This is a genomic window from Streptomyces sp. NPDC045998 (genome assembly GCF_056430285.1).
The window spans coordinates 97,947-124,402 of record NZ_JBWKLJ010000004.1; the positions used below are offsets into that span (position 1 = coordinate 97,947).

A 26,456-nucleotide genomic window follows, 5' to 3' on the forward strand; every position below is an offset into this window, starting at 1 on the left:
TTCACTCACTTCGCGATAGTTCGTCGTACAGGGACAGCAGCCTCCGCGCGGTGCGCGCGATGTCGTAGCGGTGTACGGCGGCGGGTACGGGGAGCCGCTCCCGGGGACGGACGTCCAGCGCGGCGGCCACCTCGGCGGCCACCTCGGCGACCGACCCGCCGATCCGCCGCGCCCCCGGCGCCTCGCCGGGCGGCAGGCCGTCCAGCGCGGGGCACGCCACGTACCGCACGGGCAGCCCGGCGGCCAGCGCCTCGACGCACGCGAGCCCGAAGGCCTCGTCCGCCGACACCGACACGAAGACGTCCATCGCCGACAGCAGCTCCGGCAGCCCGCGGGACACCGCCCCCGCCCAGACCACCCGCTCCGCGACCCCGCACTCCCCGGCCAGCCGCTCCAGCGCCGCCCGCTGCTCCCCCTCGCCGACCAGCAGCAGCCGGGCCTCCGGCGGCAGGTCGGCCAGTGCGCGGATCAGCGTGTCGAACCGCTTGCCCGGCACCAGGCGGCCCACCCCGCCGACGACGTACGCGTCCGGCGCCAGGCCCAGCCGCCGCCGCGCCGCCCGCCGCGCGCGCGGGTCGAAGGCGAAGCGGGCGGCGTCGATGCCGTTCGGCACGGTCCGCACGCGCGCGGGGGGCACGCCCCACGCGGTCAGGCGCCGCGCGACCGCGTCGGAGACGGCGACCGTCGCCGTGCCGAGCCGCTCGCCGGCCAGGTACAGGGTCCGGGCGCCGGCGCTGAGCGGCCGGCCCTCGATCTGGTCCGCGCCCAGCGAGTGCTCGGTGGCGACGACCGTGCGCACCCCGGCCAGCCGGGCGGCGATCCGCCCGTACAGGCACGCCCGGTACAGGTGCGTGTGGACGACGTCGTACCCGCCGTGCCGGATCAGCCGGGCGAGGCGCGGCAGAGCGGTCAGGTCGCGGTTGCCGCGCATGCCGAGGTGCGCGACGGGGAAGCCGTCGGCGCGCAGGGCGTCGGCGACCGGGCCCGGGTTGGTGAGCGTGACGACACGGCTGGTGGCGGCGTGGCGCATGTGCGGGAGCAGCAGGCGCAGTTGCTGCTCGGCGCCGCCGATGCCGAGGCCGGTGATGACGTGGAGGACCTTGAGGGGCCGGGCGGCGGGGCCGGTCACGGCACCGGGACCGGGTCGGCGAGGGTGGTGAGCTCCGCGAGGTCCACCGCGGCGCGCCGTACCGCGTGCAGGCGGCGCTTGGCGTGCAGCCGCCAGCCGCCGTCCCGCTCCCCGATGTGCACCCGGGGCAGCGCGAGCACGCCGGCCGGCTCCGCCGGCGGGTCGATGGCGCAGCCGTACGCGTACCCCGCCTCCCGTACGGCCGCCGCCACGCGGACGTCGAGGTGGCCGTACGGGTAGCAGAAGCCCTCCGGGGCCCTGCCCGTGATCGTACGGAGCAGCTCCCTGCTGTCGGCGACCTCCTCGCGCACGACGGCGTCGCGGGCGGACGTCAGCGAGACGTGCCGCAACCCGTGCGAGGCGACCTCCATCCCGGCGGCGGCGCAGCGGCGGATGCCCGCCTCGGTGAGCAGCGGCTTGCGCGGGCCGCGCGGGTCCCAGGCGTTGTCGCCGCCGAGCCGCCCGGGGAGGACGAAGACGGTGGCCGTGCAGTCGTGGCGGCGCAGGATCGGGACGGCGTGCTCCAGGAAGTCGGCGTACCCGTCGTCGAAGGTCAGGCCGACCAGGCCCCGCGTGTCACCGTGCCGGGCGGCGTACAGCAGCAGTTGCCGCACGCCGACGCCGCGCAGGCCGCGGTCGCGCAACCAGCGCAGCTGGCGGTCGAGACGGGCCGGGGAGACGGTGATCTGGTACGGGTCATCGGTGGTGTCGTCGATGGAGTGGTACATCGCGATCCACGGGCGTGGGTTCCGGGGGCTCCGGGGTTTCCGAGGGGGCATGGGCGGGCCTCCGCGCAGCGGTACGGACGGTTCGGGTCAGGGAGCGGATCAGGGACGGGACCACCGGCGCGCGCAGCAGGCCGGCGGTGGCGAGGAAGACGGCGGCGGTGGCGACGAGCGCCAGCGGGGCCGCCAGGAGCGGCGGGCCGGCCGCGCACGACCACCCCGCCGCGGTGGCGACGGCGGCGGCCGCGGTGAGCCTGCCGAGGCCCCGTACGAGGCGGGCGGTGTCGAGCGGGATGCTCTGCCTGCGGACCCCGAGCAGGAGGAGGGCGGCGGAGAGCGTGATGCCGAGGGCGTTGCCGGCGGCGATGCCCGCCGCGCCCCAGGGGCCGACGAGGACGAGCCCGGCGGCGGCGGTCACGGTGACGCCGACGGTCATGACGACGGCCGGGTACCAGAGGGGCACGGAGGCGGAGAAGTAGCACCGGACCAGCGCGCTCACGAGCGTGTGGCCGAGCAGCCCCAGCGCGTACACCCGCATGACGGCGGCGGTGGCGGCGGTGTCCGCGTGGTCGAACGCACCCCGCTGGAAGAGCAGTTCCACGATCTGAGGGGCGGCGGCGATGACGGTCGCGGCCCCGGCGAGCACGATGACGCCCGCGAGCAGCAGGTCGTGCTCGGCCCGGCGGCGCGCGGTGCCGGTGTCGCCCGCCGCCATCGCGCGCGCCACGACGGGGAAGGTGACGGTCGACATCATCAGCGAGAGGACCATCGGCAACTGCGCGACCTTCTGCGCGTAGTTGAGGTGCGAGATCGCCCCGGCGGGCAGCGGCGCGGCGAGGAACCGCTCGACCAGGACCTGCGACTGGCGGGTCACCGCGAAGACGATCACGGGTGCGAGCAGCGCGACGACGAGCCCGCCGGCGCGCGCACCGGTCGTACGCCCCGTGGAAGCGGTGCGGCCGCTCGCCTTCCCCCACAACTGCCGCCACAGCGACGGCCCCTGGACCAGCACCATCAGCGCCCCGCCCGCCGCGACGCCGAACGCCGCCGCGCGCACCCCCCACCGGGCGCCGAGCAGCACGACCGCCGTGATGATGCCGGCGTTGTACGCGACGTTGATCGCGGCCGGCGGCAGGAACCGCCCGTGGGCGCGCAGGGCCGCGCTGCAGTACCCGGCCAGCGTGAAGGTGAGCACGCACGTCGCCGTGAGCCGCGTGCAGTCGACCGCGAGCGCCTGCTGCGGCAGCCCGGGGGCCAGTACGGGTACGAGCCAGGGCGCCGCCAGCACCGTGAGCCCGGCGGCCACGCCCATGCCGAGGACCGCCTTCGGCAGGGTGGCCCGGACCAGCGCGCGGACCGGATCGGTGTCCTGCCCGAGGGCGCGCCGGGCCAGGGCGCCGCTGAAGGCCGGCACCAGGATGAGCGCCATCGCGTCCTCGATGAGCAGCGTGGCGGCGAACTCCGGCACCGTCCACGCGACGAGGAACGCGTCCGTGTCCGTGCCGGCCCCGAAGGTGTGCGCGAGCAGCTGGTCCCGGACCAGCCCGAAGACCGCGCCCGCCGCCGTCAGCACGGCCGTGAGCAGCGCCGCGCGGGCGAGCAGGCGGTTCGACGGCCGCCACGGGGCGGGGTCCGCGGGCCCGGCCTCGGTCCCGGTCTCGGGCCCGGCCTCGGTCTCGATCTCGGTCTCGGGCCCGGCGAGCGCGACGGCCTGGGGGCGCGGTGCGTCGTCAGCCACGCGCCACCACCGCCCCGCCGACCGCCCGGCCGACCGCCCCGCCGATGGCTCCGCCGCCCACCCCGCCGGCCGCCCCTCCGGCATCCTGGAAGGGCCTCAGCGCCCACCGGGCGGCGAGCCCCAGCGCCACCGCCGTCAGGACCGTCGAGGGCCCGCCGATGTCGGCGTACGCGAAGTCGACGAGCTGCCAGACCAGCAGCCCGACCGCGACCGACCGGCAGGCGGCGGCCCCGGCCAGCGCGGCGCTCCTCCGCAGCGCGCACACCAGCAGCGCCAGCCAGCTCCCCACCACGGTCACCACGCCCAGCAGCCCCTGCTCGGCGAGGACGAGCAGGTACATGTTGTGCGGCGACAGCAGCGGCTGCCGGGTGAAGCCCTGGCCCGCACCCGCGGTGTCGCTCCCCGACGAGAGCGCGAGCGAGGCGTGCCCGTCGCGGTACTCCGGGAAGCCTTTCAGCCCCACCCCCGTGACCGGCTCGTCGCGCCACATCGAGGCCGCCGCCGCCCACAGGGCGTACCGGTCGGTGACGGACTGGTCCGGCGCCGCCGCGACCTGCGAGATGCTCGCCACCCGCTCCTCCAGCATCCGCGACCCGACGCCGAACCCCGCGACCAGGACCACGCCCAGCGCCGCCGCCGCGAGCCCGATCCGCACGGCCCTGCGTACGCCGGCCAGGGCCAGCTGCAGCCCACAGGCGAGTACGGTCGCGATCCACGCGCCCCGGCTGAACGACACCGCGAGCGGCACCACCAGCAGCCCGCAGCAGACCCCCGCGGCGACGCGCGCCCGGCGGTCCGGCGCCCCGAGCGCGATGCCGAGCGCGACCACCAGCCCGTACGCGACGACCGTCGCCATGCCCATCACGTCCGTGGGCCCGAAGGTCCCCACCGCCCGTACGTCCTCGCCCTGGTACGAGGCGCCGGTGCCGGTCGCGTACTGGACGACGCCGACCGCGCCCTCCACGAGCGCGAGCCCGACCATCGCCCAGCCGACGAGCGCGAAGTCCCGGCGGTCGCGTACGAGCAGCACCACGGCCGCCGGTACGAGCACGAAGACCTGGAGGTAGCGGACGACGCCGGGCAGCGCGCCGACCGGGTCGTGGGCCGTGACGGCCGCCGCGCACACGCCCACCACGGGCAGCCCGAGGACGACGGCCGCCACCCGGTCCAGCGGCCGCGCCCGGGCGCGTACGACGCGGACGACGCAGAAGACGACGAGGACGGCGGACGCCAGGTCGGCGAGCGTGCCCCCCTCGCGGGCGCCGGGGGGTACGACGAGCAGCGCGACGACGGCCGGCAGCGGCACGAGCGGTGCCCACCCGGGTACCGGCATCAGCTGCCCGCCGGGCGGAACAGGGAGGCCGCCGTGCGCAGCAGGATGCACACGTCCTGCCAGAGGGACCAGTGGTCGATGTAGTGGTTGTCGAAGCGGCACCGGTCCTCGATGGAGGTGTCCCCGCGCAGCCCGTGCACCTGGGCGAGGCCGGTCAGCCCCACGGGCATCCGGTGGCGTGCCGCGTAACCGGGGTGGGCGCGGCTGAACTCGGCGACGAAGTACGGCCGCTCGGGACGCGGGCCCACCAGGCTCATGTCGCCGCGCAGCACGTTCCACAGCTGCGGCAGCTCGTCGAGCGAGGTGCGGCGCAGGAAGGCGCCGACGGCGCTCATCCGCTCGTCGTCGGCGACGCTCCAGCGGGTGGCGGCCTCGATCTCGTCGGCCGGGCGGAGGGTGCGGAACTTCAGCAGCGTGAACAGCCGGCCGTCCTTGCCGACCCGCTCCTGGCGGAAGAGGACCCCGGGCCCGTCCGAGACCCGGATGGCGGCGGCGCACAGCAGCAGGAGCGGCGCCAGGACGAGCAGCATCGGCGCGGCGACGGACACGTCCAGGATCCGCTTGGCGAGCGGCGCGCGGCGCTCGTGCGGCACGTCGAGGCGGCGGCAGGCGAAGCCCCACAGGTGCCGGTGCATCGCGGTGTCGCGGCCGGGGTCGGCCGCGGCCTGCCAGCTGGCGCAGCCGTACCGGCTGAAGAGCGCGACGAGCTCGGCCGCCGGGCCGGTGAAGACGGCGTCGCCGACACCGTTCTGGATGACGGCCCGGTGGATCTCCTCGGTCGTGGTGAGCTCCGGGAGCGGCGACAGCTCGTGCTGCGCACCGTCGGCACCGCCGCCGATGCCGCCGGTGGCGACGATGCCGACCGGCCGGATGCCGTACTCCGGGTGCCGGGCCAGCGTGCCCGCGAGGCGCCGCGCGGCCGCGGCGGGCCCGACGACGAGCACGGAGCGCGGGTGGGCGCGCGCGGCGCGGCGCCGCCGGTGGTGGAGGGCGGCGCGGCACCCGGTCACGCACGCCAGGTGCAGGGCGTACGCCGACGTCAGCGCCGCCGGCCCGAGGGCGCGGTCCGGCGCCTGCGCGGCGAGCAGCGCGGCGGCCGCGCACCACGCGACGGCGGCGCGCGCGGCGAGGGCGGGCAGTTCGTCGAGTACGGAGGGGACGGGGGCCAAGGCGGCGGACCGGTACAGCCCGGCGTGCGCGTTGAGCGCCGCCACGCCGAGGGTGAGCTGCATCAGGAGGGCGGAGTCGCGCTGCTCGGCGGTGAGCAGCAGGGCGCCCAGCAGGACGGCGACGCAGTCCACGGCGACCAGCGACGCCGTGAACGGCGGCTCGGCGCGGAGCCGCCGGGGCGGCCCGCCGACGGGTACGCGGTCGGCCGCCGCCCGGGGCGGCCCGACGGTGACGGGGGCGGCGGAACGGGTGCTCTCGGTCTCCGCGGTCACCGGGCGACCGGCTCTCGGAGCACGGGCGGGCAGCGCCGCGCGGTCACCTCGTCGTACACGTCCGCGAGGGCGGCCCCGACGCGGCGCACGTCGAAGGCGTCGCGTACGTGGTGCTGGGCCCGGCGGGCCAGGGTCCGGCGCAGGAGCGGCCGCTGGAGGAGCCTGATCAGGGCGGCGGCCAGCGCGTCGGGGTCGTCCGGCGGTACGAGGCAGTGCGCCTCCTGGCCGGGCGGCAGGCTCTCGCGGGCGCCGTCGACGTCGGTGAGGAGGACGGGGCGCCCGCTCGCCATGGCCTCCAGCGGCGCGAGGGCCATGCCCTCCCAGCGGGACGGCAGGACGACGAGGTCGGCGGCGCGGTACCAGGGCGCCGGGTCGTCGACGGCTCCGGCGAAGGTGACCCCGGGCGGCGCGGCGGCGCGCAGCGCGGGCCCGGACGGGCCGTCACCGACGAGGGCGAGGTGGGCGCGTGGGACGTGTTCGACCACCGTCCGCCAGGCCTGGAGCAGCGCGTCCTGCCCCTTCTGCCGGCAGAGCCGCCCCACGCACACGACGAGCGGCGACGCCGTGACGGGTGGCGGCACGGGCACCTGCCGCGAACCGCCGCCCCGCGTGGCGTCGCCGCGCACACCACCGTCCCGCACACCACCGTCCCGCACACCGCCGTCACTTGGGCTGAATCGATCCTCCTCGTCGGCGCCGCCGGCGCACCCGGGCGTGCCGGCGCCGCCGGCGAACCTCGCCACGTCGACGCCGTTGCGGACCACGCACCACGACGCCCGGACCCCGGCCCGGACGCCCCGCTCCCGCTCGGCCTCGCTCACGCAGACGACGCGGTCGGTCCAACGGGCGGCCGCCCACCGCTCCCAGTGCCGGGCGAGCGCACCCGTCAGTCCGCCGACCGCCTCGAAGGACCAGGCGTGCGGCTGGTGAACGGTGGGGACGCGGCCGCGTACGGCGAGCCGGGCCGCGAGCCCCGCCTTCGCGCTGTGCGCGTGCACCAGGTCCGGCCGTACGAGCTCGACGATCTCCGCGACGCGGCGGCATTCGGCGGGCAGCCGCCACCCCGGGTCCCGGCCCGCGCGCCAGGGGTGCACCTCGCCGCCCGCGGCGCGTACCGCCACCGCCAGCGGCCCGTCGGGCGGGCACGCCACGGCCACCCGCATTCCCCGGGCCACTTGCGCGCCGACCACGTCGGTGACCACCCGGGCCACCCCACCGTCGCCGGGCTGGACAACATGCAGTGCGGTGAAAGGAAGACGCACGCGTGACCCTTTCTACGAAGCCTTTTGACGAATCGGGTGGCAGTGAGGGGGTCGGCGCTGTCGAAGCGCGCGCGAATTTCGCGAGATCGGCGAGCTGCTCCGCTGCACCATGTCAAAGCGCGCCGAATATGGAGGATCCGGGAAGGATTCGAGCAAGAACGTTATAACTCAACAACCGGACTGACGAAGGACGTGAAACACGGTCACCCCAACGTCCGACTTTCCAGGCGCTTTTCACCACGCGCGGCGTGCCGCGTCACCCGCGTGCCGGTCCGACGGTTCACCCGTTCGGTAGCGCAACCGGGGAAATGGTGAGGCGTTGTTGATGTAGCCGGGCACGTCGACCCGCAGCATCATCGAACTAGGAGCTCTTCACCATGTCCCGTATCGCGAAGGCCGCCGTCCTGACCTCCGCCATCGCCGCGTCCGTGGCCGGCACCGCCGGTGTCGCGTCGGCCGATGCCGTCTCGGAGGGCGCGGCCGTGGGGTCCCCCGGTGTCATCTCCGGCAACCTGATCCAGGTTCCGATCCACATCCCGATCAACCTCTGCGGCAACACCATCGACATCATCGGTGCGCTGAACCCCGCCTTCGGCAACGTCTGCATCAACGACTGACCCACGAACCGCAGCCGCAGCCGCAGCCGCAGCCACGAACGCGTCCGCGTCCGTCGTCAGCCGCGTCGACGCCTCTCCGCGTCACGCATTCGGTGCGCCGCCCCCTCCGGGGCGGCGCACCGTGCGTTTCCGGCCCGTGCCACCGCCCTCGTCGAGGGTTCCTTCCCCCTATCGGCGGCGCTCCGCCCGATTCCCCGCGCGGCGCCTCCGCCGCCTTTCCCGCAGGTCAGGCGCACCGATTCACCCACGGAGCCGAGTCACCCTCCGTAACGGATGCGATTGCGAACCGCGTTGGCTCGACACACGGTGATGTCACGTTCCCGACGCATCCTCACCGGAAGGACAACACATGCGTCTCCTGACATCCCGCCGTACGGCGGCCTCGGTCATCTGCGCCGCCCTCACCCTCGGTACGGCCGGGGCCGCCTCCGCCCACTCCGACTCCGCCGCCCCGCTGCCGCAGGCGCCGTCGCTGCTCAAGCAGGTCCAGCCGCTCGACAACACGGGCGACCTCGTCATCCCGGTCACGGACCTGCTCAACGCCGTGATCAAGGCGGACGGCGGCAAGCTGAGCACCACCGTCGCCTCGAAGTACAACGCCGACATCGACGCCGTCATCGAGGCGATCAAGAAGGCGAACGCGGCGGAGGCCCCGGCCTCCCCGAGCCAGCCCAACCAGCCCGGCCAGCCGAGCCAGCCCAACCAGCCGGGCCAGCCGAGCCAGCCCAACCAGCCGGGTCAGCCCGCTCAGCCGAACCAGCCGGGCCAGCCCGCCCAGCCGGCCGCGCCGCAGGCCCCGGTCGACGAGACGACCGCCGACGACACGCAGATCGACCTGGCCATGGACGCGATGGACCAGGCGCTCACCGACATCGACAAGCGGGTCGACGAGCTGATCAAGGTCTCGACCGAGGGCCAGACGGCCGCCGTCTCGAACCAGGTCCAGTCGACCCTGAAGGCCGTCGCCGACTTCCTCGCGGCGACCGCCAAGAACATGCAGGGCACGCCCGCGACCAACCTTCCGGCGCCCAACGACATGACGCAGACGCCGATGGTCTGACGCGTCGCCGCACCGGATGAACCCTGTTGGCCCAGTAACGCTGAGCCAACAGGGTTCTCCTGTTGTTTTCCTCTTGCCCTTTGATCGGAGAATACGACCGCTCCTCATCATTCGGGTGCAGTACCAAGAATTCCTTCCTTCTGGAGTTTCCGCCGCGCGGAGGGCTCGTTACAGAGGACAGGGCGCCACACAGCGGGAATGCCAAGTGACCTGCGCCAGGCGCGAGTTGTCGTGATCAGACGCCACTCCAGGAAGGACTCACCACCCATGAAGCCCACGAAGGTTGCCGCCGTCGTCGCCGGTTCCGTGATGGCTCTGGGCGCTGCCGCCCCGGCCTTCGCCGCCGACAGCCTCACCCCCACCAGCCTGAACGGCGCGGTCGACACGCTGGGCAAGCGCGGCCTGTCCGAGGCCGTGCCCGGCGACGCGGTGAGCAAGGCGGCCGACAGCAACCTCGTCGGCAAGGTGACCGACACCGCCGGCGACCTCAAGCCGAAGAACAAGGACCTGCTGGGCGGACTTCCGCTCGGCGGCAAGTAAGCGTCGCACGCGGCACCGTACGGGGGCCGGAGCGGGAACGACGTCGTTCCGGCCCCGGCCCCCGTCGCATGTCCGGCGCCGAAATGCGCGCCCGCGCCGTGATTGCCATTGCTGCAACCAGGCGAATTCTGACGCGTTTGTCGGCGCGTGCTCGTTCATTCAGTCAGCAACGTACTCACAAGCCCGGGAAGGCGTACGCAGCACATGAACCCGAAAACTCAGGTCGGCATGGGAATGGTCGTCACGGCCCTGGCCTCGGCCGCGTCGGCAGCCCTGGCGACTCCCGCGGCCGCCGCGCCGTCGGCCCCCGTGGACGTACCGCTCCAGCCGCTCGGCATGGTGCTCCCCATGGCGCCTCCGACCGTGAGCACCGGCGTACCGATCCCCATGCCCGGCGCTCCCATGGGGCCGACCTCGGCCGCCCAGGGCCGGGTTCAGCCGCTGCACCTGCCGCAGGTGCCGTTCACGAGCACGCTGCCGGAGACGCTCATCACCGCCTCGCTCCCGGAGGTCGTCGAGAACCAGCCGGTGACGAAGGCGCTGTTCTCGGCGCCCGCCTCCGACCTGCAGACCACGACCCCCGGCGCGAAGGTCGAGGCCCCGATCACGCTGCCGCGCCCCGAGGCGCTGGGCCTGCCGAACGTCGAGCTGCCCCAGGTCGGCGTGCTGCCGCCGGCCGTGACCGGGATCCTGGAGTCTCACCTCGGTCTGACCGGCGCCGCCTCGGAATCCACGAGCTGACGCCGTTGTAACCGAACGCGTCCAAAAGAGGGACATTGAGCGCGTTATGCGCTCTTCCCGCGAATTCGGCCGTTACCTCCCCATAACGGCCACGTTGTAAGAGAAGTGACGACCGCAGGCCCGCGGTCCGTTTTCCCCCTGTACGAGGAGTTTGTGATGTCTCGCATCGCGAAGGCTGCCGTCATCATCGCCGGCACGGGCGCTGTCGCCCTCAGCGGAGCCGGTATGGCCGTCGCTGCGGAGGCCGATGGGGCCGCCGTCAACAGCGCCGGTGTCATCTCCGGCAATGTCATCCAGGTGCCGATCGACGTGCCGATCAACCTCTGCGGCAACACGATCGACATCATCGGCCTCCTGAACCCGACCTTCGGCAACGTCTGCATCAACAAGAGCGGCGACAAGAAGAAGGACGCCGGCGACGACTACAACAACGGCGACAACGGCAAGGGCCACGGCGACTACAACAACGGCGACAACGGCTACGGCGGCGACAGCCACATGCGCTGACCTCCACCCGCGCCCGACCGCGCCCCAGCCGCGCTCCGCTCCACCGCGTTCCACCCCGTCAAGGTCCCCCGGCGCTACACCGGCCGGGGGACCTTCGGCTGTCTCCCCCTGGTCCGTACCGCTGTCCGGACCGTCATCCGTACCGATAGATGCCCCGGTGATCGGCGAGCTCGGCGGGCGTGACGTCCCACGGGGGCATCCGCTCGTTCCGTGCGACGACGCGCCGGTACTGGTCCGAGCCGCGCGGCGGCGGGGTGTCGGGCAGGTAACCGGCCTTCGGGTTCTGGGACTGCCAGCGCGACCAGAGGAGGTCGACGAAGGCGTGGTGCAGCCAGAAGACCGGGTCGTTGACGGAGGCACCGCCGAGCATGAGCCCGCCGACCCACCGGTGGACGCGGTTGTGGTTGCGCCACCGTCCGCTGCCGCGCTCCCGCGTCCAGCCCTCCAGCTTGTTGCGGAAGCCCGTACGGCTCGTGGAGTTCCAGGGATACGAGTCGTAGACGGTCTCGTCCATCGCGTCGGCCAGCTCCCGCCGGGTGGGCAGGTCGACGGGGTCGGCCGGATTGCCGAAGTCGCGCGTCAGGAACCGGTTCTCGGTCACCCCGACCTTGATGGTCCAGTTCCCGTTGGCGTACGCGAACGGGCCGGTCATCACCTGCAGATCACGCCGGCGCCCGTTGCCGCCCATGAAGTCCTCGCCCCAGAGCCGGGCCGAGGGGGTGTTGTCCCGCGTCCAGTCCCAGTACGGGACGGTCACCTTCGGGTCGATCTCCCGCAGCGCCCGCTCGAACTCCAGCAGGTACTGCCGGTGCCAGGGCAGGAAGGACGGCGCCATGTGGGCGACCCGCAGCCCCTTGTCGCCGTCCGAGCGGTAGTACGCGACATGCGTACGGACGAAGTCGTCGTACCGGCCGGCGCGCTTCAGCTCCAGCACGGCGGCGACGAACCGCCTGCGCTCGGTGCCGGTGAGATCGCGCTGGTCCTTACGCGTGTACGCCATGAGCCGCGCCTCCTTCGGCCAGCCGCGCGGGGCCAAGCTCGTCCACCGCCGCACGGGTGGCGGCGAGCGGTGTGGGATACGTCCGGTAGTGGTCGACCGGGCTGACGTAGCCACCGTCCGCGCAGCGCATCAGATGCAGACGGCGCCCGTCGACGCGGACGTCGAGCTCGTCCCCGTACAACCGCCGTCCCTGGATGCGCCGTCCCTTGTACGTCTCGTCGAAGAGCGCGGCGCGGGAGAGGGCGGCGCCGGTGACCGCCGCGGCGGTGAGCGCGAACAGCGCACGCAGCGCGCCACGGCGTCTCATGACGACCATCGACGGCCTCCTTATCGGCCTTATCGGCGGACATTCACCGGGCACAACGACAGGGCGCGAAAACCGTTCCGGAGAGTGAAATGAGCCCCCGTGCCATCGGCCGAACGGGTGGAAACGCGCCGGAGCACTCATGACAACACCACTAATATCCGGCGGCATGACTTCTTCCACCGTCGCATCGCCGGGCCAGCAGCGTTCCCTTCTGGGAACCCTCGCCGTCATCGCCTGGACCAGCGACCCCACCGCCGAATCCGAGACACCGCGTACGCCGTTCCTCATGGTGTACTCCCTCGGGAACGGCACCGAGGGCCCCGAGGCCGGCGGGGAGGCGATGCGGGCCGAGCTGGAGAAGCTGGGCCTGTCGATCGGCGATCGCGTGACCGACCTGGGCCGCGCCCCGCAGATCCCGGTCTCCGTGCTGGTGGAGGCGCAGCGGGCCGTCCTGGAGCTGCCGTTCATGAGGACGCAGTGCCCCGTCCCGCCGGAGTGGGAGAAGGACGCCCACGAGACCGGCACGGTCTACCTCATCATCGCGACCCGCCCCTGGCCGGACGCCGTCGGAGGCCAGGAGGTCAGCCCGGACCAGCTGCGCGCCTTCGTCTCCGAGGAACTGCTCCAGTCCAGCGCCCACTGCCTGCTGCCGGTCCGCCGGGTACGGGTCTGACCGGCGACGCCACCATGACAACGACCACCACGAAGGACACGGTGTCGCACGCCCGGTCCGCCCCCACCATGAGCACGGGGGCGGGCCGGGCGTTCGCATGGATGCTGGTCACCACGGGCGCGGCGGGACTAATCGCGGCCTGGGTGATCACCCTGGACAAGTTCAAGCTGCTGGAGGACCCGACCTTTCAGCCCGGCTGCAGCCTGAACCCGGTCGTCTCCTGCGGCAACATCATGAAGAGCGAGCAGGCCGCCGTCTTCGGCTTCCCCAACCCGCTGCTCGGCCTGGTCACCTACGCCATGGTGACCGCCATCGGCGCCGCCCTCCTCGCCGGCGCCCGCTACCGCCGCTGGTACTGGCTGGGCCTCAACGCGGGCACGCTCTTCGGCGTCGGCTTCTGCATGTGGCTGATGTACCAGTCCCTGTACGAGATCAACGCCCTGTGCCTGTGGTGCTCCCTGGCCTGGACCGCCACGATCGTCATGTTCTGGTACGTGACCTCGCACACCATCCGCAACGGCCTCCTGCCCGCACCCCGCGCGCTGCGCGACTTCCTCGACGAGTTCACCTGGGTGCTCCCCGTCCTGCACCTCGGGATCATCGGGATGCTGATCCTGACGCGCTGGTGGGACTTCTGGGTCAGCTGACGTCACTCGGCACGGCACGCACCCTCAACGGAAAAGCCCGGCTCGGATGAGATCCGAGCCGGGCTTTCGGCTGAGCCGCCTTCGGGATTCGAACCCGAGACCTACGCATTACGAGTGCGTTGCTCTGGCCAACTGAGCTAAGGCGGCACCGCCCTGCAAGCCCCGTGGATGCCCAGGGGGTGCAGCAGCGAGCCCAAGTCTACACAGGTCCAGAGGGTGCCTCGCACACCTGCCGGTCGCTAGCGGCAGCGCTTGCCCGCCGGGGGGACCGTGCCGGTGAGGAGGTAGGTGTTGATCGCGGTGTCGACGCACTCGCTGCCGCGGCCGTACGCGGTGTGGCCGTCGCCGTCGTAGGTGAGGAGGGTGCCGGAGTCGAGCTGGGCGGCGAGGGCCTTGGCCCACTTGTAGGGGGTCGCCGGGTCGCGGGTGGTGCCGACGACGACGATGGGGGCCGCGCCCTTCGCCTCGATGCGGTGCGGGGCGCCGGTGGGCTTGGTCGGCCAGTGGGCGCAGTTCAGGGAGGCCCAGGCCAGGCCCCTGCCGAAGACGGGGGACGCCTTCTCGAAGGAGGGCATGGCGGCGGTGACCTCCGCGGATGTGGTGAAGGCGGGCGGCTGGTCGAGGCAGTTCACGGCGGCGTTGGCGTACATCAGGTTGGAGTAGGTGCCGTCGGACTCGCGCTCGTAGTAGGCGTCGGCGAGGGCGAGCAGGCCAGAGCCGTCGCCGTCCATCGCGTTCTTGAGGGCCGCGCGCAGCTGGGACCAGGTGCTCTCGTCGTACATGGCGGCGATCACGCCCGTGGTGGCCAGGGACTCGCCGAGGAGGCGGTTCTCGCCGGTCGCGACCGGACGGGTGTCGAGACGCCGGAAGAAGGCGGTGAGGCGATGGGCCGCGTCGGCGGGTGAGACGGTGCCGAGCGGGCAGTCGGACTGCCGGACGCAGTCGGCGGCGAACGACTCGAAGGCGCGCTGGAAGCCGGCCGTCTGGTCGCGGTTGAGTTCGGCGGTCGGGAGGGATGGGTCCATCGCGCCGTCCAGGACGAGCCGGCCCGTGCGGGACGGGAAGAGCTCGGCGTACGTGGCGCCGAGGAAGGTGCCGTAGGAGGCACCGACGTAGTTCAGCCTCCGGTCGCCGAGGACCGCGCGCAGGATGTCCATGTCGCGCGCCGCCTCGACCGTCGAGACGTGCGGGAGGAGCTTGCCGGAGCGCTTGGCGCAGCCTTCCGCGAAGCGCTGGTACGACCCGGTGAGCAGGTTCCGCTCGCGCGGGTCGTCCGGCGTCTGGTCGACCTGCGTGTACGCGTCCATCTCCGGGCCGTCGAGGCACTCGATGGGCTCGCTGCGGGCCACGCCGCGCGGGTCGAGGGCGACCATGTCGTACCGGGCCCGGACCTTGGCCGGGTAGCCGATGCCGGCGTACCCCTGGAGGAAACCGACGGCCGAGCCGCCGGGGCCGCCGGGATTGACCAGCAGGGAGCCGAGGCGCTTGCCCGGGCCGGTGGCCCGGACGCGGGAGACGGCCAGCTCCAGCTGCTCGCCGCGCGGCTTCGCGTAGTCGAGCGGGGCGCGCAGCGTGGCGCACTCGAAGCCGGCCGAGCCGCACGCGCGCCAGCTCAGGCGCTGGCCGTAGTACTCCTTGAGCTCCTCGGTCGATGCGATGGCGCGCGACGCGGTGGCCGACGCGGAGAGGGTGGTGCCGCCGTCGGTGCAGCCTGCGGCGAGCAGCCCGAAGGCGGAGAGGGTGACGGCGGTGACGCGGAACAGGCGAGCGGAGTCCATTCCCGGAGCGTAGCCGGATGGTGACGGAGTGTTCCTCTTCGTACCCGTACGGGTGACTAGGGCCTGTCTTTCGGGTCAGGCCGGATCAGGGAGCGGGGTCTGGTGCCGTACAGCGCAAGGCGGAGGAAGGAGCCTCCCCCTGCCCGAAGGGCTACGGGGGCCAGTGCGGCCGACGACAACGCGGCCGGGGGCACCCCAGGCGAAGCTCTGGGGTTGCGGTGCCAGGGCACGCGAGCCCGGCAAGATCCGGAAGACAGGCCCTAGCCCGCGCGCAGCGCCATCGTCATCGCCTCCACGGCGAGCAGCGGCGCCACGTTGCGGTCCAGGGCCTCGCGGCAGGCGAGGACCGCCTCGATCCGGCGCAGGGTCCGCTCGGGGGTGGACTCCCGGGCTATGCGGTCCAGCGCGTCGCGTACGTCCTCGTTGGCGATGGCGGTACGGGTACCGAGCTGGAGGGCCAGCACATCGCGGTAGAACCCCGTCAGGTCGCTGAGCGCCAGGTCCAGGCTGTCGCGCTGCGTACGCGTCTTGCGGCGCTTCTGCTTGTCCTCCAGCTCCTTCATGGCGCCCGCCGTGCCGCGCGGCATGCGGCCGCCCTGGGACGCGCCCAGCGCCGCCTTCAGGTCCTCGGTCTCCTTGACGTCGAGCTCCTCGGACGCCTGCTTGGCGTCCTCGGCCGCGGCGTCGATCAACTCCTGCGCGGCCTTGAGGCAGCCCCCGACGTCCTCGACCCGCAGCGGCACCTTGAGCACGGTGGCCCGGCGGGCCCGGGCGCGCTCGTCGGTGGCGAGCCGGCGGGCGCGGTCGATGTGCCCCTGCGTGGCGCGGGCGGCGACGGCCGCGGCCTCGGGCTCGATGCCGTCGCGCCGGACCAGGACGTCGGCGACGGCGTCCACCGGGGGCGTCCGCAGCGTGAGGTGGCGGCAGCGGGAGCGGATGGTGGGCAGCACGTCCTCGATGGAGGGCGCGCACAGCAGCCAGACCGTGCGGGGCGCGGGCTCCTCGACGGCCTTCAGCAACACGTTCCCCGCGCCCTCGGTGAGGCGGTCGGCGTCCTCCAGGACGATGACCTGCCAGCGCCCGACGGCCGGCGAGAGCTGGGCGCGCCGGACGAGCTCGCGGGTCTCCTTGACGCCGATGGAGAGCAGGTCGGTGCGGATGATCTCCACATCGGCGTGCGTCCCGACGAGGGTGGTGTGGCACCCGTCGCAGAACCCGCAGCCGGGCTCCGCGCCGAGCGCCCGGTCGGGGCTGACGCACTGCAGGGCGGCGGCGAAGGCCCGGGCGGCCGTTTCGCGCCCGGATCCCGGCGGTCCCGTGAACAGCCATGCGTGCGTCATCTTCGACGCGTCGGGCGGCGGCGTGCCCTGCGCGTCGGCCGTGACGAGCGCGTCGGCGTCACGCGCCGCGGCGGCGAGCTGCGTCTGGACGCGGTCCTGACCGACCAGGTCGTCCCATACGGGCACGGGTCACCGCCTTCCTGCGTACGTGCTGCTCGTGCCGATCGTGTCGGTGTGGATTCCCATTGTGGGGGACGGGTCTGACAACGCCCGCGCCTCAGCGCCGGCGGCGGCCGCCTCGCGGGTCGTCGTCCTCGTCGTCGTGCGGGCCGAGCAGCTCGTCGGCGAGCGACGGCAGGTCGTCGAGAGGCGTCTCCTCCGCCCAGTCGGAGCGCCGCCGCGGCCGCCCCTGCTCGTCCACCTGCGGCAGCTCGCGGGTGCGCTCGGCCGGCGCGACGCCGTCCGGCTCCTCCTCCCGGAAGAACCCGGGCGGTACGCGGTCGGCGGGCCGGTCGGCCCGTACGGGCGGCAGGACGGCGGTCTCGTCGAGAGCGGCGTCCGCGCCGGCACCGCGGGCGTCGCCGGTGCTACCGGTACCGCGGGCGTCGCCGGTGGCGCGGGGGTCGTGGGTGTCGCGTACGGGAGGCAGGACCGCCGTCTCGTCCGCCGGACCGGCGGCCTCGGGGCCCGGCTCCGCCCGGACGGGACGCAGAACCGCCGTCTCGTCGTCCTTGCGCATGTTGACGGGCTTCCGCATGTCGACGCGCGGGACGGGGACCTCCTGGGTCTCCTCGTCCGGGTTCACGACCGGGGTCGGCACCGTGGTCTCGGTGGGGGACACCCCCGGCGACGCGTGCGACGCCGAAGCCGCGGCCGCGGCCGCCGCCTCCTCTGCGCGGCGGCGGGCCTCCTCCGCGCGCAGCAGGGCCTCCTCGGCCTTGCGCTGCTTCTCCAAGCGCCGCTCCTCGGCCTCGGCGCGCAGCCGCTCCTGCTCCTCCTTCAGCTTGCGCAGCCGCTCCTGCTCCTCGCGGCGGGCCTTCTCCTCGGCCTCGCGCCGCTGCCGCTCCTCCTCGGCGAGCCGGCGGGCCTCCTCCGCCCGCCGCCGGGCCTCCTCCGCCTGGCGCTCGGCCTCGCGGCGCCGCGCCTCTTCCTCCTCGCGGCGCTTGCGCTCCTCCTCCTCGGCGCGCAGCTTGGCGAGCTGCTCCTGGCGCTCGCGCTCCAGGCGCTCCTCCTCGGCCTTGCGGGCGGCCTCTTCCTCGGCCTTGCGCCGGGCCTCCTCCTCGGCGGCCTTGCGCGCCTCCTCCGCGGCCTTCACCTCGGCCTCGGAGAGCGGCAGCATCTGGTCGAGCCGGTGGCGGATGACGGTGGTGACGGACGCCGGCTCCTGCCCCGCGTCCACCACCAGGTAGCGGCCGGGGTCGGCCGCCGCGAGGGCGAGGAACCCGCTCCGTACCCGCCGGTGGAATTCGGCGGGCTCGGACTCCAGCCGGTCCGGCGCCTCCGTGAACCGCTCCCGCGCGGTCTCCGGGGAGACGTCCAGCAGCACGGTCAGGTGGGGTACGAGACCGCCGGTCGCCCAGCGGTTGATGCGGGCGATCTCGGTCGGGGACAGGTCGCGGCCGGCGCCCTGGTAGGCGACCGACGAGTCGATGTACCGGTCGGAGATCACGATCGCGCCGCGCTCCAGGGCGGGGCGGACCAGCGAGTCGACGTGCTCGGCGCGGTCGGCCGCGTACAGCAGCGCCTCCGCGCGGTTGGACAGTCCGGCGCTCGACACGTCGAGCAGGATGGAGCGGAGCCGCTTGCCGATGGGCGTGGCGCCCGGTTCACGGGTGACGACGACCTCGTGGCCCTTGGCGCGGATCCACTCGGCGAGCGCCTCGACCTGGGTGGACTTGCCGGCTCCGTCGCCGCCCTCCAGGGCGATGAAGAAGCCGGTCTTCGACGGCGCCTGCGCCGGGTCCGCGCCGCGCAGCGCGTCGCGCAGGTCACGGCGCAGCGGCACGCCGGAACGGTCGTCGGTCCTGGCCAGGACCAGGACGGCGACGGGCAGCAGCAGCGCGCCCGCCAGCATCAGCGTGAAGGCGGCGCCGCCGTGCGCGAAGACGAAGTCGCCGCTCGCGAGCCGGTGCGGTCCGATCGCGGCGGCCAGCAGCGGGGCGGAGAGCGCGCCGAGCGCGATGGCGACCCGTACGACCGCCTGGAGGTGCGCGGTGACGCGCGGCCGCCGGAATTCCTCGCTCTCCTGGTCGATCAGCACGTGTCCGGTGTGGGCGGCGACACCGGCCGCCAGGCCCGCCCCGAGCGCGAGGAACAGCACGGTCGCGGTGTCCGGCACCAGCCCCATCGCGAGCAGCGCGACCCCGGTGGCCGCGAGCGCCAGCGCCAGCAGGCGGCGGCGGGACAGCGCCGGCAGCACGGCACGCGCGGACCGGATGCCGAGGCCCGTCCCGCCCGTCAGCGCGAGGATCAGCAGCGCGAACGCGACCGGCCCGCCACCCAGGTCCTTGGCGTGCAGTACGGAGACGGCGGCGGCCGCCGCGATGGCCGCGGCGACGGCGGCGCAGCCGAGCACGAGCAGCGGTATGGCTCCCGTACGGCCCTTGTCCGGGCCGCTTCCGGTCGACGGGCGGCGCAGGCCCTCCAGCGGGGAGCGCGGGCGCGGGGTCTGGGTGTCCGGGAACTCCAGGAAGTACAGGACGGAGACCGAGGCGGCGAAGAGCCCGGCCGCGACGTACGAGCCGAGGGCCGCCTGGTGGCCGGAGAACCAGTCGATGCCCGCCCCCAGCACGTTCCCGAGGAGCGTGGCGACGAGGAGCACGGCGGCCGCGGCGGGGATGGCGGCGAAGCCGGTGCGCAGCGACAGGCGCCGCAGCGCGTCCATGTGGTCCGGCAGCGGGCGGACGGCCGCGCCCTCGGGGGGCGGGGCGGGCAGCAGCGCGGGGGCGGCGCTCTCCTTGGCGACGGTCCAGAACCGCTCGGCCACGCCGGTCAGGAAGGCGGTGGACAGCAGGAAGGCGAGCGCCTTGCCGGGGGTCCAGTCGATCCACAGCGGCGCGACGATCAGCAGCGCGACGCGCACGCCGTCGGCGCCCACCATGGTCCAGCGCCGGTCGAGCGGACCGCCGGGGGCGGTGAGCGTGGTCATGGGCCCGAGCAGCACGGCGCCGAACAGCAGCGTGGCGAGGATCCGCGCCCCGAACACGGCCGCGACGGCGAACGCCGCGCCCCGGTACCCGCCTCCGAGGGCGTCCTCGGCGATCGCGGCCTGCAGGGCCAGCAACACCAGGACCAGCAGGGCGAGGGCGTCTCCGACCCCGCCGACGAGCTGCGCGCTCCACAACCGCCGCAGCGGTTGGTTGCGCAACAGAGCCCGTACGGCGCGCTCGCGGGAGTCCGCGGCTAGTGCGGCGTCGGAGTCTGAGGTGGGGCTCAAGACCGTTGGCTGCTCGGCTCGCGTCATCCCCTCAGCCTATCCGGCCGGACCGACACCCAGTCCTCCCGCCCGAACAGACGCCCGCGCTCGACGGGCGCCCTCCCCCTCGCCCGTCCTCGCCGTCCCCGCCCCTGCTGGCCCCTGCTCGCCCCTACTCCTCCGACGACGCCTTGGAGGCCGTGGCCTTCTTGGCGGCGGTCTTGGCCGTCGCCGTCTTCTTCGCCGCGGTCGTCTTCGCCGCCGTCTTCTTGGCGGTGGCCTTCTTCGCGGTGGTCGTCTTCGCGGTGGTCGCCTTCTTGGCCGCCGCCTTCTTGGCCGGCGCCTTCTTCGCGGTCTTCTTCGCCGGGCCCTTCGCGCGCTTCTCCGCCAGCAGCTCGTAACCGCGCTCCGGCGTGATCGTCTCCACGCTGTCGCCGGTGCGCAGCGTCGCGTTGGTCTCGCCGTCCGTGACGTACGGTCCGAAGCGGCCGTCCTTGACGACGACCGGGCGCCCGCTCACCGGGTCGGTACCCAGCTCCTTCAGCGGGGGCTTGGCGGCGGCGCGCCCGCGCTGCTTCGGCTGGGCGTAGATGGCGAGGGCCTCCTCCAGCGTGATCGTGAAGAGCTGCTCCTCGTCCGTCAGGGACCGCGAGTCCGTGCCCTTCTTCAGGTACGGGCCGTAGCGGCCGTTCTGCGCGGTGATCTCCACGCCCTCGGCGTCGGTGCCCACGACGCGCGGCAGCGACATCAGCCGCAGCGCGTCCTCAAGGGTCACCGTGTCGAGGGACATCGACTTGAAGAGGGAAGCCGTGCGGGGCTTGACCGCGTTCTTGCCGGTCTTCGGGGTGCCTTCGGGGAGGATCTCGGTGACGTACGGGCCGTAGCGGCCGGCCTTGGCGACGATCTGGTGCCCGGTCGCCGGGTCCGTACCCAGGTCGAAGTCGCCGCTCGGCGCGGCCAGCAGCTCCTCCGCGAGCTCGACGGTGAGCTCGTCGGGCGCGAGGTCGTCCGGGACGTCGGCGCGCTGGTGGCCCTCCTGGTCCTTCTCGCCGCGCTCCACGTACGGGCCGTAGCGGCCGACGCGCAGCACGATGCCGTTGCCGACAGGGAAGGAGGAGATCTCGCGGGCGTCGATCGCGCCCAGGTCGGTGACCAGTTCCTTCAGGCCGCCGAGGTGGTCGCCGTCGCCGTTCCCGGCTTCGGCGGCGGCACCCGCGGCCCCGGCCGCGTCGCCCTCACCGAAGTAGAAGCGCTTCAGCCACGGCACGGCCTGCGCCTCACCGCGCGCGATGCGGTCGAGGTCGTCCTCCATCTTCGCGGTGAAGTCGTAGTCGACGAGCCGGCCGAAGTGCTTCTCCAGCAGGTTGACGACGGCGAAGGAGAGGAAGGACGGCACGAGGGCCGTGCCCTTCTTGAAGACGTATCCGCGGTCGAGGATCGTGCCGATGATCGAGGCGTACGTCGACGGGCGGCCGATCTCGCGCTCTTCCAGCTCCTTGACCAGCGAGGCCTCGGTGTAGCGGGCCGGCGGCTTGGTGGCGTGGCCGTCCACGGTGATCTCTTCGGCGCTCAGCGCGTCGCCCTCGGCGACCTGCGGCAGCCGGCGCTCGCGGTCGTCGAGCTCGGCGTTCGGGTCGTCGGCGCCCTCGACGTACGCCTTCATGAAGCCGTGGAAGGTGATCGTCTTGCCGGACGCGGAGAACTCGACGTCCCGGCCGTCGCCGGCGTGGCCGCCGATCTTGACGGTGACGGAGTTGCCGACGGCGTCCTTCATCTGGGAGGCGACGGTCCGCTTCCAGATCAGCTCGTACAGCTTGAACTGGTCACCGGTCAGTCCGGTCTCGGCGGGCGTGCGGAAACGATCACCCGAGGGGCGAATCGCCTCGTGCGCCTCCTGCGCGTTCTTGACCTTGCCGGCGTAGACGCGGGGCGCGTCGGGCAGGTAGCCGGCGCCGTACAGCTGCGTGACCTGGGCCCGGGCCGCCGCGATGGCGGTCTCGGACAGGGTCGTCGAGTCCGTACGCATGTAGGTGATGAAGCCGTTCTCGTACAGCTTCTGGGCGATCTGCATGGTCGCCTTCGCACCGAAGCCGAGCTTGCGGCTGGCCTCCTGCTGGAGTGTGGTGGTGCGGAAGGGGGCGTACGGGGAGCGGCGGTACGGCTTCGACTCGACCGACCGGACGCTGAAGGACGTGTCGGCGAGGGCGGCGGCCAGGGCGCGCGCGTTCGCCTCGTCCAGGTGCAGGACCTGGCCGGCGGAGGACTTCAGCTGCCCGTCGGAGCCGAAGTCGCGGCCCTGGGCGACGCGCCGGCCGTCGACGGTGGCGAGGCGGGCCGTGAGGGTGGATGGGTCGGAGGGGTCCCCGGCGCGGCCGGTGGCGAAGGTGCCGGTCAGGTCCCAGTACTCGGCGGAGCGGAAGGCGATGCGCTCGCGCTCGCGCTCGACGACGAGGCGGGTGGCGACGGACTGCACGCGGCCGGCCGACAGCCGGGGCATGACCTTCTTCCACAGGACCGGCGAGACCTCGTAGCCGTAGAGGCGGTCGAGGATGCGGCGGGTCTCCTGGGCGTCGACCATGCGCTTGTTCAGCTCGCGCGGGTTGGCGACGGCGGCCTGGATCGCGTCCTTGGTGATCTCGTGGAAGACCATCCGGTGGACCGGGACCTTGGGCTTGAGGACCTCCAGCAGGTGCCAGGCGATGGCCTCGCCCTCGCGGTCCTCATCGGTGGCGAGGAAGAGCTCGTCGGATTCGGCGAGCTGCTCCTTGAGCTTCCTGACCTGGGCCTTCTTGTCGGCGTTGACGACGTAGATGGGCTGGAAGTCGTGCTCGACGTCCACCCCGAGGCGGCGCACCTCGCCGGTGTACTTCTCGGGCACCTCGGCGGCGCCGTTGGGGAGGTCGCGGATGTGCCCGACGCTCGCCTCGACGACATAGCCGGGGCCGAGGTAGCCCTTGATCGTCTTCGCCTTGGCAGGCGACTCGACGATGACGAGTCGGCGGCCGCCCTGTGCGGTCTCGCTGGTCGGGGACAACTTCGCTCTTCTCTCCGGTCGACGCTCGGTGGAGTGTGCGGCGCGGTGCGTGCGCATGGCCTGCTCGCGCACCGTGTGCACTGCTCACACACTGCTCACGCACTGTGCTCGCTTCTGCTCGCTCTGCTCGCTCACAGCTGTGATGCTGCTGTCGCTGCGGAGTGTGACGGTACAACCCGCCCCCGTGTCAAACGGCAAAAGACCGCAACGGCCACTCGAACGGTAACCCGAGTCCGGCCATTCCTGCCGCCCGGACTCCCCTCACGGTACGGAGCCGCCCATTCCGCCGTCACCCCGGACGGGGCTCCGGCGGCGGCCCCGGAAGACTCCGGTGGCGGCTGCCGCCGTGGTACTCGCCACGGCGCCCGCCGCGGCTCCCGCTCCGCCAGGGAGCGGTTCTCGGATCGATTCCCGCTCGGTGTCGAGACCGGTTCCCGGATCGGTTCCCGGATCGGTTCCCGGATCGGTTCCCGGATCGTTCTCAGACCCGGCCGAAGCACCACGCCCCGAGGATCACGAACGACGCTCCGAGGCAGGTCGCGAAGGTGACGGCCGCCACCGGGCTGACTCCGTACGCGACCGGCGCGCGGTGCAGTACGCGCGCTCCGGTCCACACGAGCAGCGCCGCTCCGAACAGCGTGAACGCCACGCCGGCGAAGATGGCCGGTCCGCTCTCCATGCCCGTACCCCGTTCCGTTCCCTGGTGCCTGCGTGCCCTCAGGGGCGAGGCTGACACCTCAGGACGTCAGGAACGCGAATTACGGGTGAACGGCGCGGGGTGGACGGGCCCGGTTCACCCGCGCGGCCGCCTTCACGATCTTGGCCGGTTTCCTCCCTTTTCGACGGGCCCACGGCCCCCTGTCATGTGGCCGCCGGCTCCAGGAAGCCCTCCTCCACCAGCAGCCGGATCGCCTCCGGGGTGCGGTCCCGCAGCAGCACCGGGTCCTCCCCCAGCAGCTGCGCGATCGCGTCGAGGATCCGCCCGGCGCTCAGGGACCCGTCGCACACGCCGGCGAAGCCCGCGCCGACGGCGTCCACCTTGGTGGCACGGCGCATGCCGCGGTGCTGACGGAGCACCACGTGCTCGGGGTCCTCGGCGCCGGGCAGGCCGACCTGCTCCTGGACGACCTCGGGCGCGAGCACGAAGTGGTCGGCCAGCAGGGCCGCGTCGTCGCGCGACCGCAGGTAGTCCTGGCGGGCGAAGTGCGCCCGGACCGCCTCGCCGAGCGGTTGTTCGACCGGGTGCGGCCAGTCCTCGATCACGATCGACGGCTGCTCGGCACCGGACTTGCGCAGCGTGATCCACCCGAAGCCCACGGCCTTGGTCTTGCGCGCCTCGAACTCGTCCAGCCACGCCTCGTACCGCGCCTCGTACGCCTCCCGTCCCGCCCGGTGGTCGCCCGCGTCCCGCAGCCACAGCTCGGTGTACTGGGTGATGTCCTGCACCTCGCGCTGCACGATCCAGGCGTCGCAGCCGAGCGGCACCCAGGAGCGCAGCCGCTCCTGCCAGTCCTCGCCCTCGACGTGCTGCCAGTTGGCGAGGAAGTGCGCGTACCCCCCGTCGTTGAGCCGGTCGCCCGCCTGCTGGACGAGCGTGCGGCACAGGTCGTCGCCGCCCATGCCGCCGTCCCGGTAGGTCAGCCGGGTGCCGGGGTCCCCCACGGCCAGGGGAGAGATGACGAACGGCGGGTTCGACACGATCAGGTCGTACGACTCCGACTCCACCGGCGCGAAGAGCGAGCCCGTGCGCAGGTCGGCCTCCGGCGCCCCGGACAGCGCGAGGGTGAGCCGGGTGAAGCCCAGCGCCCGCGGGTTGAGGTCGGTCGCCGTCACCCGGGTGGCGTGCTGCGCGGCGTGCAGCGCCTGGATGCCGGAGCCGGTGCCGAGGTCCAGCGCGGAGCCGACGGGCGTGCGCACGGTGATCCCGGCGAGCGTGGTGGAGGCGCCGCCGACGCCGAGGACCACGCCCTCGTCGTGACCGCTCGCCCCGCCGGCGCCGCCCACGGCGCAGCCGAGGTCGGAGACGATGAACCAGTCCTCGCCCTCGGGGCCGCCGTACGGGCGTACGTCCACGGTGGCGCGGATCTCCTCGCCCTCCTCGGCGACCCAGCCGTCGGCGAGCGCCTCCTCCAGCGGCAGCGCGGCGCGCGCCCGGTCCCGCGGCACGGGCCGCTGGAGCAGGAACAGCCGTACGAGGGTGTCGAGCGGCCCGTCCCCGCGGGTGGCGCGCAGGGCGGGCACCGTCTCGCTGCGGGCGAGCGCGGCGTAGGCGGCTGCGCCGAGGCGCTCCAGCAACCCGTCTGCGGTGAAGTCGGCCGCGAGCAGGGCGTCGCGGAGGCGGGCGGCGCGGTCGGGCACCGGGAGGCTGGCGAGAAGGCTGGTCGTACTCACCTGTTCATTGTGACCGCCACCACCGACAACCGCCGAGCGGCCCGGCGCCGATGGGCCCGGCGCCGGGCCGGCGGACGGATGCCGAACCGACCGCGGACCGGTGGCGCCGGACCTGAGGCGAGCGGGCGCGGCGCGCTACTCGGAGCCCTTGCCGCTGCCGGCCGAAGCGCTCGCCGCGGCGGAAGCGCCCGCCGCGGCCGAAGGCGAGGCGGCGGAGCCGGGCTTGGCCGGCGGGGGCGTCGGGGAGGCCGTCGCCTTGGCCTTCTGGCAGCCGGGCTGCTTCGCCATCGCCTGGCCCAGCTCGCCGGACTGCAGCTTGGCCAGCGCGTCCTGGTCCATCTTCTCGATGCGCTTCAGCCCGTCGGCGACGGCGGACAGCCCGTCCGCGAACTTCCGCTGGTCCTTGGGGTCGAGCGCGTCGACCTGCTTCTTCAGCCCCTCGTACGCGGTGGCGGTGTCGTTGAGCTCCTTGACCGCGTCCTGCTGGAGCTTCTCGCCGTTCTCGACGGGCGGCGCGCCGGCCTCCTGTACGGCCTTGGCGAGCGCCTTGTCGGCGTCGGCGATGTCCTGGAAGGCCTTCGAGTCCGCGGCCTGGATGTCGGCGGGCTTGCCGTCGGCGGCCGTGGAGATGATGGCCTGCTGGGCGTTGGCCCTCTTCTGGATCTGCGGCTGCGCCTGGTCGCAGACCTTCTTGGCCCAGGCGTCCACCTTGCCGCCGTCCTCGTCGTCGCCGCCGCAGCCCGACAGCATGAGCATCAGTACCGCACCGCCGGACAGTGCGGCCGCAAGCTTCTTGTTCACCGGATCGGTCCCTTCCAAGGCTCTCGGCCCCGGAAC

Annotated in this window: 22 protein-coding genes and 1 tRNA gene; 7 read left to right on the forward strand and 16 right to left on the reverse strand. The window is 73.5% G+C overall.

Annotation, left to right across the window (positions count from 1 at the left end; all coding sequences use genetic code 11):
* Position 1: 1 nt before the first annotated feature.
* The 6 genes from AC07FJ_RS13460 to AC07FJ_RS13485 are packed head-to-tail and all read right to left on the reverse strand — an operon-like array spanning position 2 to position 7,629.
* The gene (locus AC07FJ_RS13460; protein ID WP_479048522.1) at positions 2 to 1,129 is read right to left on the reverse strand and encodes a glycosyltransferase; all 1,128 of its coding nucleotides are present in this window, start codon (positions 1,127 to 1,129) and stop codon (positions 2 to 4) included.
* A complete protein-coding gene (locus tag AC07FJ_RS13465) occupies positions 1,126 to 1,857 on the reverse strand; it encodes a polysaccharide deacetylase family protein (protein ID WP_479048524.1) in 732 nt (243 codons plus the stop codon). The genes AC07FJ_RS13460 and AC07FJ_RS13465 overlap by 4 nt, the downstream gene beginning before the upstream one ends.
* Positions 1,826 to 3,676 carry a lipid II flippase MurJ gene (locus AC07FJ_RS13470; RefSeq protein WP_479048526.1) on the reverse strand — a complete coding sequence of 617 codons (1,851 nt, stop codon included), beginning with the start codon at positions 3,674 to 3,676 and terminating at the stop codon, positions 1,826 to 1,828. Before AC07FJ_RS13470 ends, AC07FJ_RS13465 begins: the two co-directional genes overlap by 32 nt.
* Positions 3,585 to 4,925: an O-antigen ligase family protein gene (locus tag AC07FJ_RS13475; protein WP_479048528.1), complete on the reverse strand. Its 1,341-nt coding sequence runs from the start codon at positions 4,923 to 4,925 to the stop codon at positions 3,585 to 3,587. The genes AC07FJ_RS13470 and AC07FJ_RS13475 overlap by 92 nt, the downstream gene beginning before the upstream one ends.
* Positions 4,925 to 6,367, reverse strand: coding sequence for an exopolysaccharide biosynthesis polyprenyl glycosylphosphotransferase (locus AC07FJ_RS13480; RefSeq protein WP_479048531.1), 1,443 nt, complete (start codon positions 6,365 to 6,367; stop codon positions 4,925 to 4,927). Before AC07FJ_RS13480 ends, AC07FJ_RS13475 begins: the two co-directional genes overlap by 1 nt.
* The gene (locus AC07FJ_RS13485; RefSeq protein WP_479048533.1) at positions 6,364 to 7,629 is read right to left on the reverse strand and encodes a glycosyltransferase; all 1,266 of its coding nucleotides are present in this window, start codon (positions 7,627 to 7,629) and stop codon (positions 6,364 to 6,366) included. The genes AC07FJ_RS13480 and AC07FJ_RS13485 overlap by 4 nt, the downstream gene beginning before the upstream one ends.
* Positions 7,630 to 8,006: 377 nt before the next feature.
* Here AC07FJ_RS13485 and AC07FJ_RS13490 point away from each other — a divergent pair, with 377 nt between their 5' ends.
* The 5 genes from AC07FJ_RS13490 to AC07FJ_RS13510 all read left to right on the forward strand — a co-directional run bounded on the left by AC07FJ_RS13490 (position 8,007) and on the right by AC07FJ_RS13510 (position 11,094).
* The gene (locus AC07FJ_RS13490) at positions 8,007 to 8,246 is read left to right on the forward strand and encodes a chaplin (RefSeq protein WP_479048535.1); all 240 of its coding nucleotides are present in this window, start codon (positions 8,007 to 8,009) and stop codon (positions 8,244 to 8,246) included.
* Positions 8,247 to 8,595: 349 nt separating this feature from the next.
* Complete coding sequence (locus AC07FJ_RS13495; RefSeq protein WP_479048537.1) at positions 8,596 to 9,306, forward strand: hypothetical protein; 711 nt, start codon at positions 8,596 to 8,598, stop codon at positions 9,304 to 9,306.
* Positions 9,307 to 9,573: 267 nt separating this feature from the next.
* Entirely contained in the window at positions 9,574 to 9,846 is a 273-nt protein-coding gene (locus AC07FJ_RS13500; protein WP_479048538.1) for a hypothetical protein, read from the forward strand.
* Positions 9,847 to 10,050: 204 nt separating this feature from the next.
* Positions 10,051 to 10,587 carry a hypothetical protein gene (locus AC07FJ_RS13505; protein WP_479048540.1) on the forward strand — a complete coding sequence of 179 codons (537 nt, stop codon included), beginning with the start codon at positions 10,051 to 10,053 and terminating at the stop codon, positions 10,585 to 10,587.
* 156 nt (positions 10,588 to 10,743) lie between these two features.
* Positions 10,744 to 11,094, forward strand: coding sequence for a chaplin (locus AC07FJ_RS13510; protein ID WP_479048542.1), 351 nt, complete (start codon positions 10,744 to 10,746; stop codon positions 11,092 to 11,094).
* A gap of 133 nt (positions 11,095 to 11,227) precedes the next feature.
* Here the strand turns inward: AC07FJ_RS13510 and AC07FJ_RS13515 are convergent, their stop codons facing one another.
* Both AC07FJ_RS13515 and AC07FJ_RS13520 read right to left on the reverse strand, forming a co-directional pair.
* Positions 11,228 to 12,094, reverse strand: a complete 867-nt coding sequence (locus tag AC07FJ_RS13515) for a tyrosinase family protein (protein ID WP_479048544.1) — start codon at positions 12,092 to 12,094, stop codon at positions 11,228 to 11,230.
* Positions 12,078 to 12,410, reverse strand: coding sequence for a tyrosinase family oxidase copper chaperone (locus AC07FJ_RS13520; RefSeq protein WP_479048546.1), 333 nt, complete (start codon positions 12,408 to 12,410; stop codon positions 12,078 to 12,080). Before AC07FJ_RS13520 ends, AC07FJ_RS13515 begins: the two co-directional genes overlap by 17 nt.
* Before the next feature lie 157 nt (positions 12,411 to 12,567).
* Between AC07FJ_RS13520 and AC07FJ_RS13525 the strand changes: the two genes are divergently transcribed.
* Together AC07FJ_RS13525 and AC07FJ_RS13530 are read left to right on the forward strand one after the other, a co-directional pair.
* Positions 12,568 to 13,074 carry a DUF5949 family protein gene (locus AC07FJ_RS13525; protein ID WP_479048548.1) on the forward strand — a complete coding sequence of 169 codons (507 nt, stop codon included), beginning with the start codon at positions 12,568 to 12,570 and terminating at the stop codon, positions 13,072 to 13,074.
* Between the two features lie 68 nt (positions 13,075 to 13,142).
* Positions 13,143 to 13,721 carry a vitamin K epoxide reductase family protein gene (locus AC07FJ_RS13530; protein WP_479049488.1) on the forward strand — a complete coding sequence of 193 codons (579 nt, stop codon included), beginning with the start codon at positions 13,143 to 13,145 and terminating at the stop codon, positions 13,719 to 13,721.
* A gap of 73 nt (positions 13,722 to 13,794) precedes the next feature.
* Here the strand turns inward: AC07FJ_RS13530 and AC07FJ_RS13535 are convergent.
* From AC07FJ_RS13535 to AC07FJ_RS13570, 8 genes are all read right to left on the reverse strand, one after another.
* A tRNA-Thr gene (locus AC07FJ_RS13535) sits at positions 13,795 to 13,868 on the reverse strand.
* Between the two features lie 92 nt (positions 13,869 to 13,960).
* Positions 13,961 to 15,499, reverse strand: coding sequence for an alpha/beta hydrolase (locus tag AC07FJ_RS13540; protein WP_479048550.1), 1,539 nt, complete (start codon positions 15,497 to 15,499; stop codon positions 13,961 to 13,963).
* 260 nt (positions 15,500 to 15,759) lie between these two features.
* A complete protein-coding gene (locus AC07FJ_RS13545; protein ID WP_479048552.1) occupies positions 15,760 to 16,965 on the reverse strand; it encodes a DNA polymerase III subunit delta' in 1,206 nt (401 codons plus the stop codon).
* 91 nt (positions 16,966 to 17,056) lie between these two features.
* Positions 17,057 to 20,242 (reverse strand): dTMP kinase, encoded by a 3,186-nt coding sequence (gene tmk / locus AC07FJ_RS13550; protein WP_479048554.1) that lies wholly within the window; start codon positions 20,240 to 20,242, stop codon positions 17,057 to 17,059.
* A gap of 124 nt (positions 20,243 to 20,366) precedes the next feature.
* Positions 20,367 to 23,228 carry a type I DNA topoisomerase gene (topA, locus tag AC07FJ_RS13555; protein WP_479048556.1) on the reverse strand — a complete coding sequence of 954 codons (2,862 nt, stop codon included), beginning with the start codon at positions 23,226 to 23,228 and terminating at the stop codon, positions 20,367 to 20,369.
* A gap of 481 nt (positions 23,229 to 23,709) precedes the next feature.
* Positions 23,710 to 23,907: a hypothetical protein gene (locus tag AC07FJ_RS13560; RefSeq protein WP_361425937.1), complete on the reverse strand. Its 198-nt coding sequence runs from the start codon at positions 23,905 to 23,907 to the stop codon at positions 23,710 to 23,712.
* Between the two features lie 182 nt (positions 23,908 to 24,089).
* Positions 24,090 to 25,619: a DUF7059 domain-containing protein gene (locus AC07FJ_RS13565; protein ID WP_479048558.1), complete on the reverse strand. Its 1,530-nt coding sequence runs from the start codon at positions 25,617 to 25,619 to the stop codon at positions 24,090 to 24,092.
* A gap of 135 nt (positions 25,620 to 25,754) precedes the next feature.
* A complete protein-coding gene (locus tag AC07FJ_RS13570; protein ID WP_479048560.1) occupies positions 25,755 to 26,420 on the reverse strand; it encodes a small secreted protein in 666 nt (221 codons plus the stop codon).
* Positions 26,421 to 26,456 lie beyond the last annotated feature (36 nt).

Excerpts from the sequence above, each read along its gene's own strand:
- AC07FJ_RS13465 (WP_479048524.1), bottom strand. The coding sequence starts at position 1,857 with ATGTACCACTCCATCGACGACACCACCGATGACCCGTACCAGATCACC.
- AC07FJ_RS13470 (WP_479048526.1), bottom strand. The coding sequence starts at position 3,676 with ATGCCGGAGGGGCGGCCGGCGGGGTGGGCGGCGGAGCCATCGGCGGGG.
- AC07FJ_RS13475 (WP_479048528.1), bottom strand. The coding sequence starts at position 4,925 with ATGCCGGTACCCGGGTGGGCACCGCTCGTGCCGCTGCCGGCCGTCGTC.
- AC07FJ_RS13490 (WP_479048535.1), top strand. The coding sequence starts at position 8,007 with ATGTCCCGTATCGCGAAGGCCGCCGTCCTGACCTCCGCCATCGCCGCG.
- AC07FJ_RS13495 (WP_479048537.1), top strand. The coding sequence starts at position 8,596 with ATGCGTCTCCTGACATCCCGCCGTACGGCGGCCTCGGTCATCTGCGCC.
- AC07FJ_RS13500 (WP_479048538.1), top strand. The coding sequence starts at position 9,574 with ATGAAGCCCACGAAGGTTGCCGCCGTCGTCGCCGGTTCCGTGATGGCT.
- AC07FJ_RS13505 (WP_479048540.1), top strand. The coding sequence starts at position 10,051 with ATGAACCCGAAAACTCAGGTCGGCATGGGAATGGTCGTCACGGCCCTG.
- AC07FJ_RS13510 (WP_479048542.1), top strand. The coding sequence starts at position 10,744 with ATGTCTCGCATCGCGAAGGCTGCCGTCATCATCGCCGGCACGGGCGCT.
- AC07FJ_RS13515 (WP_479048544.1), bottom strand. The coding sequence starts at position 12,094 with ATGGCGTACACGCGTAAGGACCAGCGCGATCTCACCGGCACCGAGCGC.
- AC07FJ_RS13520 (WP_479048546.1), bottom strand. The coding sequence starts at position 12,410 with ATGGTCGTCATGAGACGCCGTGGCGCGCTGCGTGCGCTGTTCGCGCTC.
- AC07FJ_RS13525 (WP_479048548.1), top strand. The coding sequence starts at position 12,568 with ATGACTTCTTCCACCGTCGCATCGCCGGGCCAGCAGCGTTCCCTTCTG.
- AC07FJ_RS13530 (WP_479049488.1), top strand. The coding sequence starts at position 13,143 with ATGAGCACGGGGGCGGGCCGGGCGTTCGCATGGATGCTGGTCACCACG.
- AC07FJ_RS13540 (WP_479048550.1), bottom strand. The coding sequence starts at position 15,499 with ATGGACTCCGCTCGCCTGTTCCGCGTCACCGCCGTCACCCTCTCCGCC.
- tmk (WP_479048554.1), bottom strand. The coding sequence starts at position 20,242 with ATGACGCGAGCCGAGCAGCCAACGGTCTTGAGCCCCACCTCAGACTCC.
- AC07FJ_RS13560 (WP_361425937.1), bottom strand. The coding sequence starts at position 23,907 with ATGGAGAGCGGACCGGCCATCTTCGCCGGCGTGGCGTTCACGCTGTTC.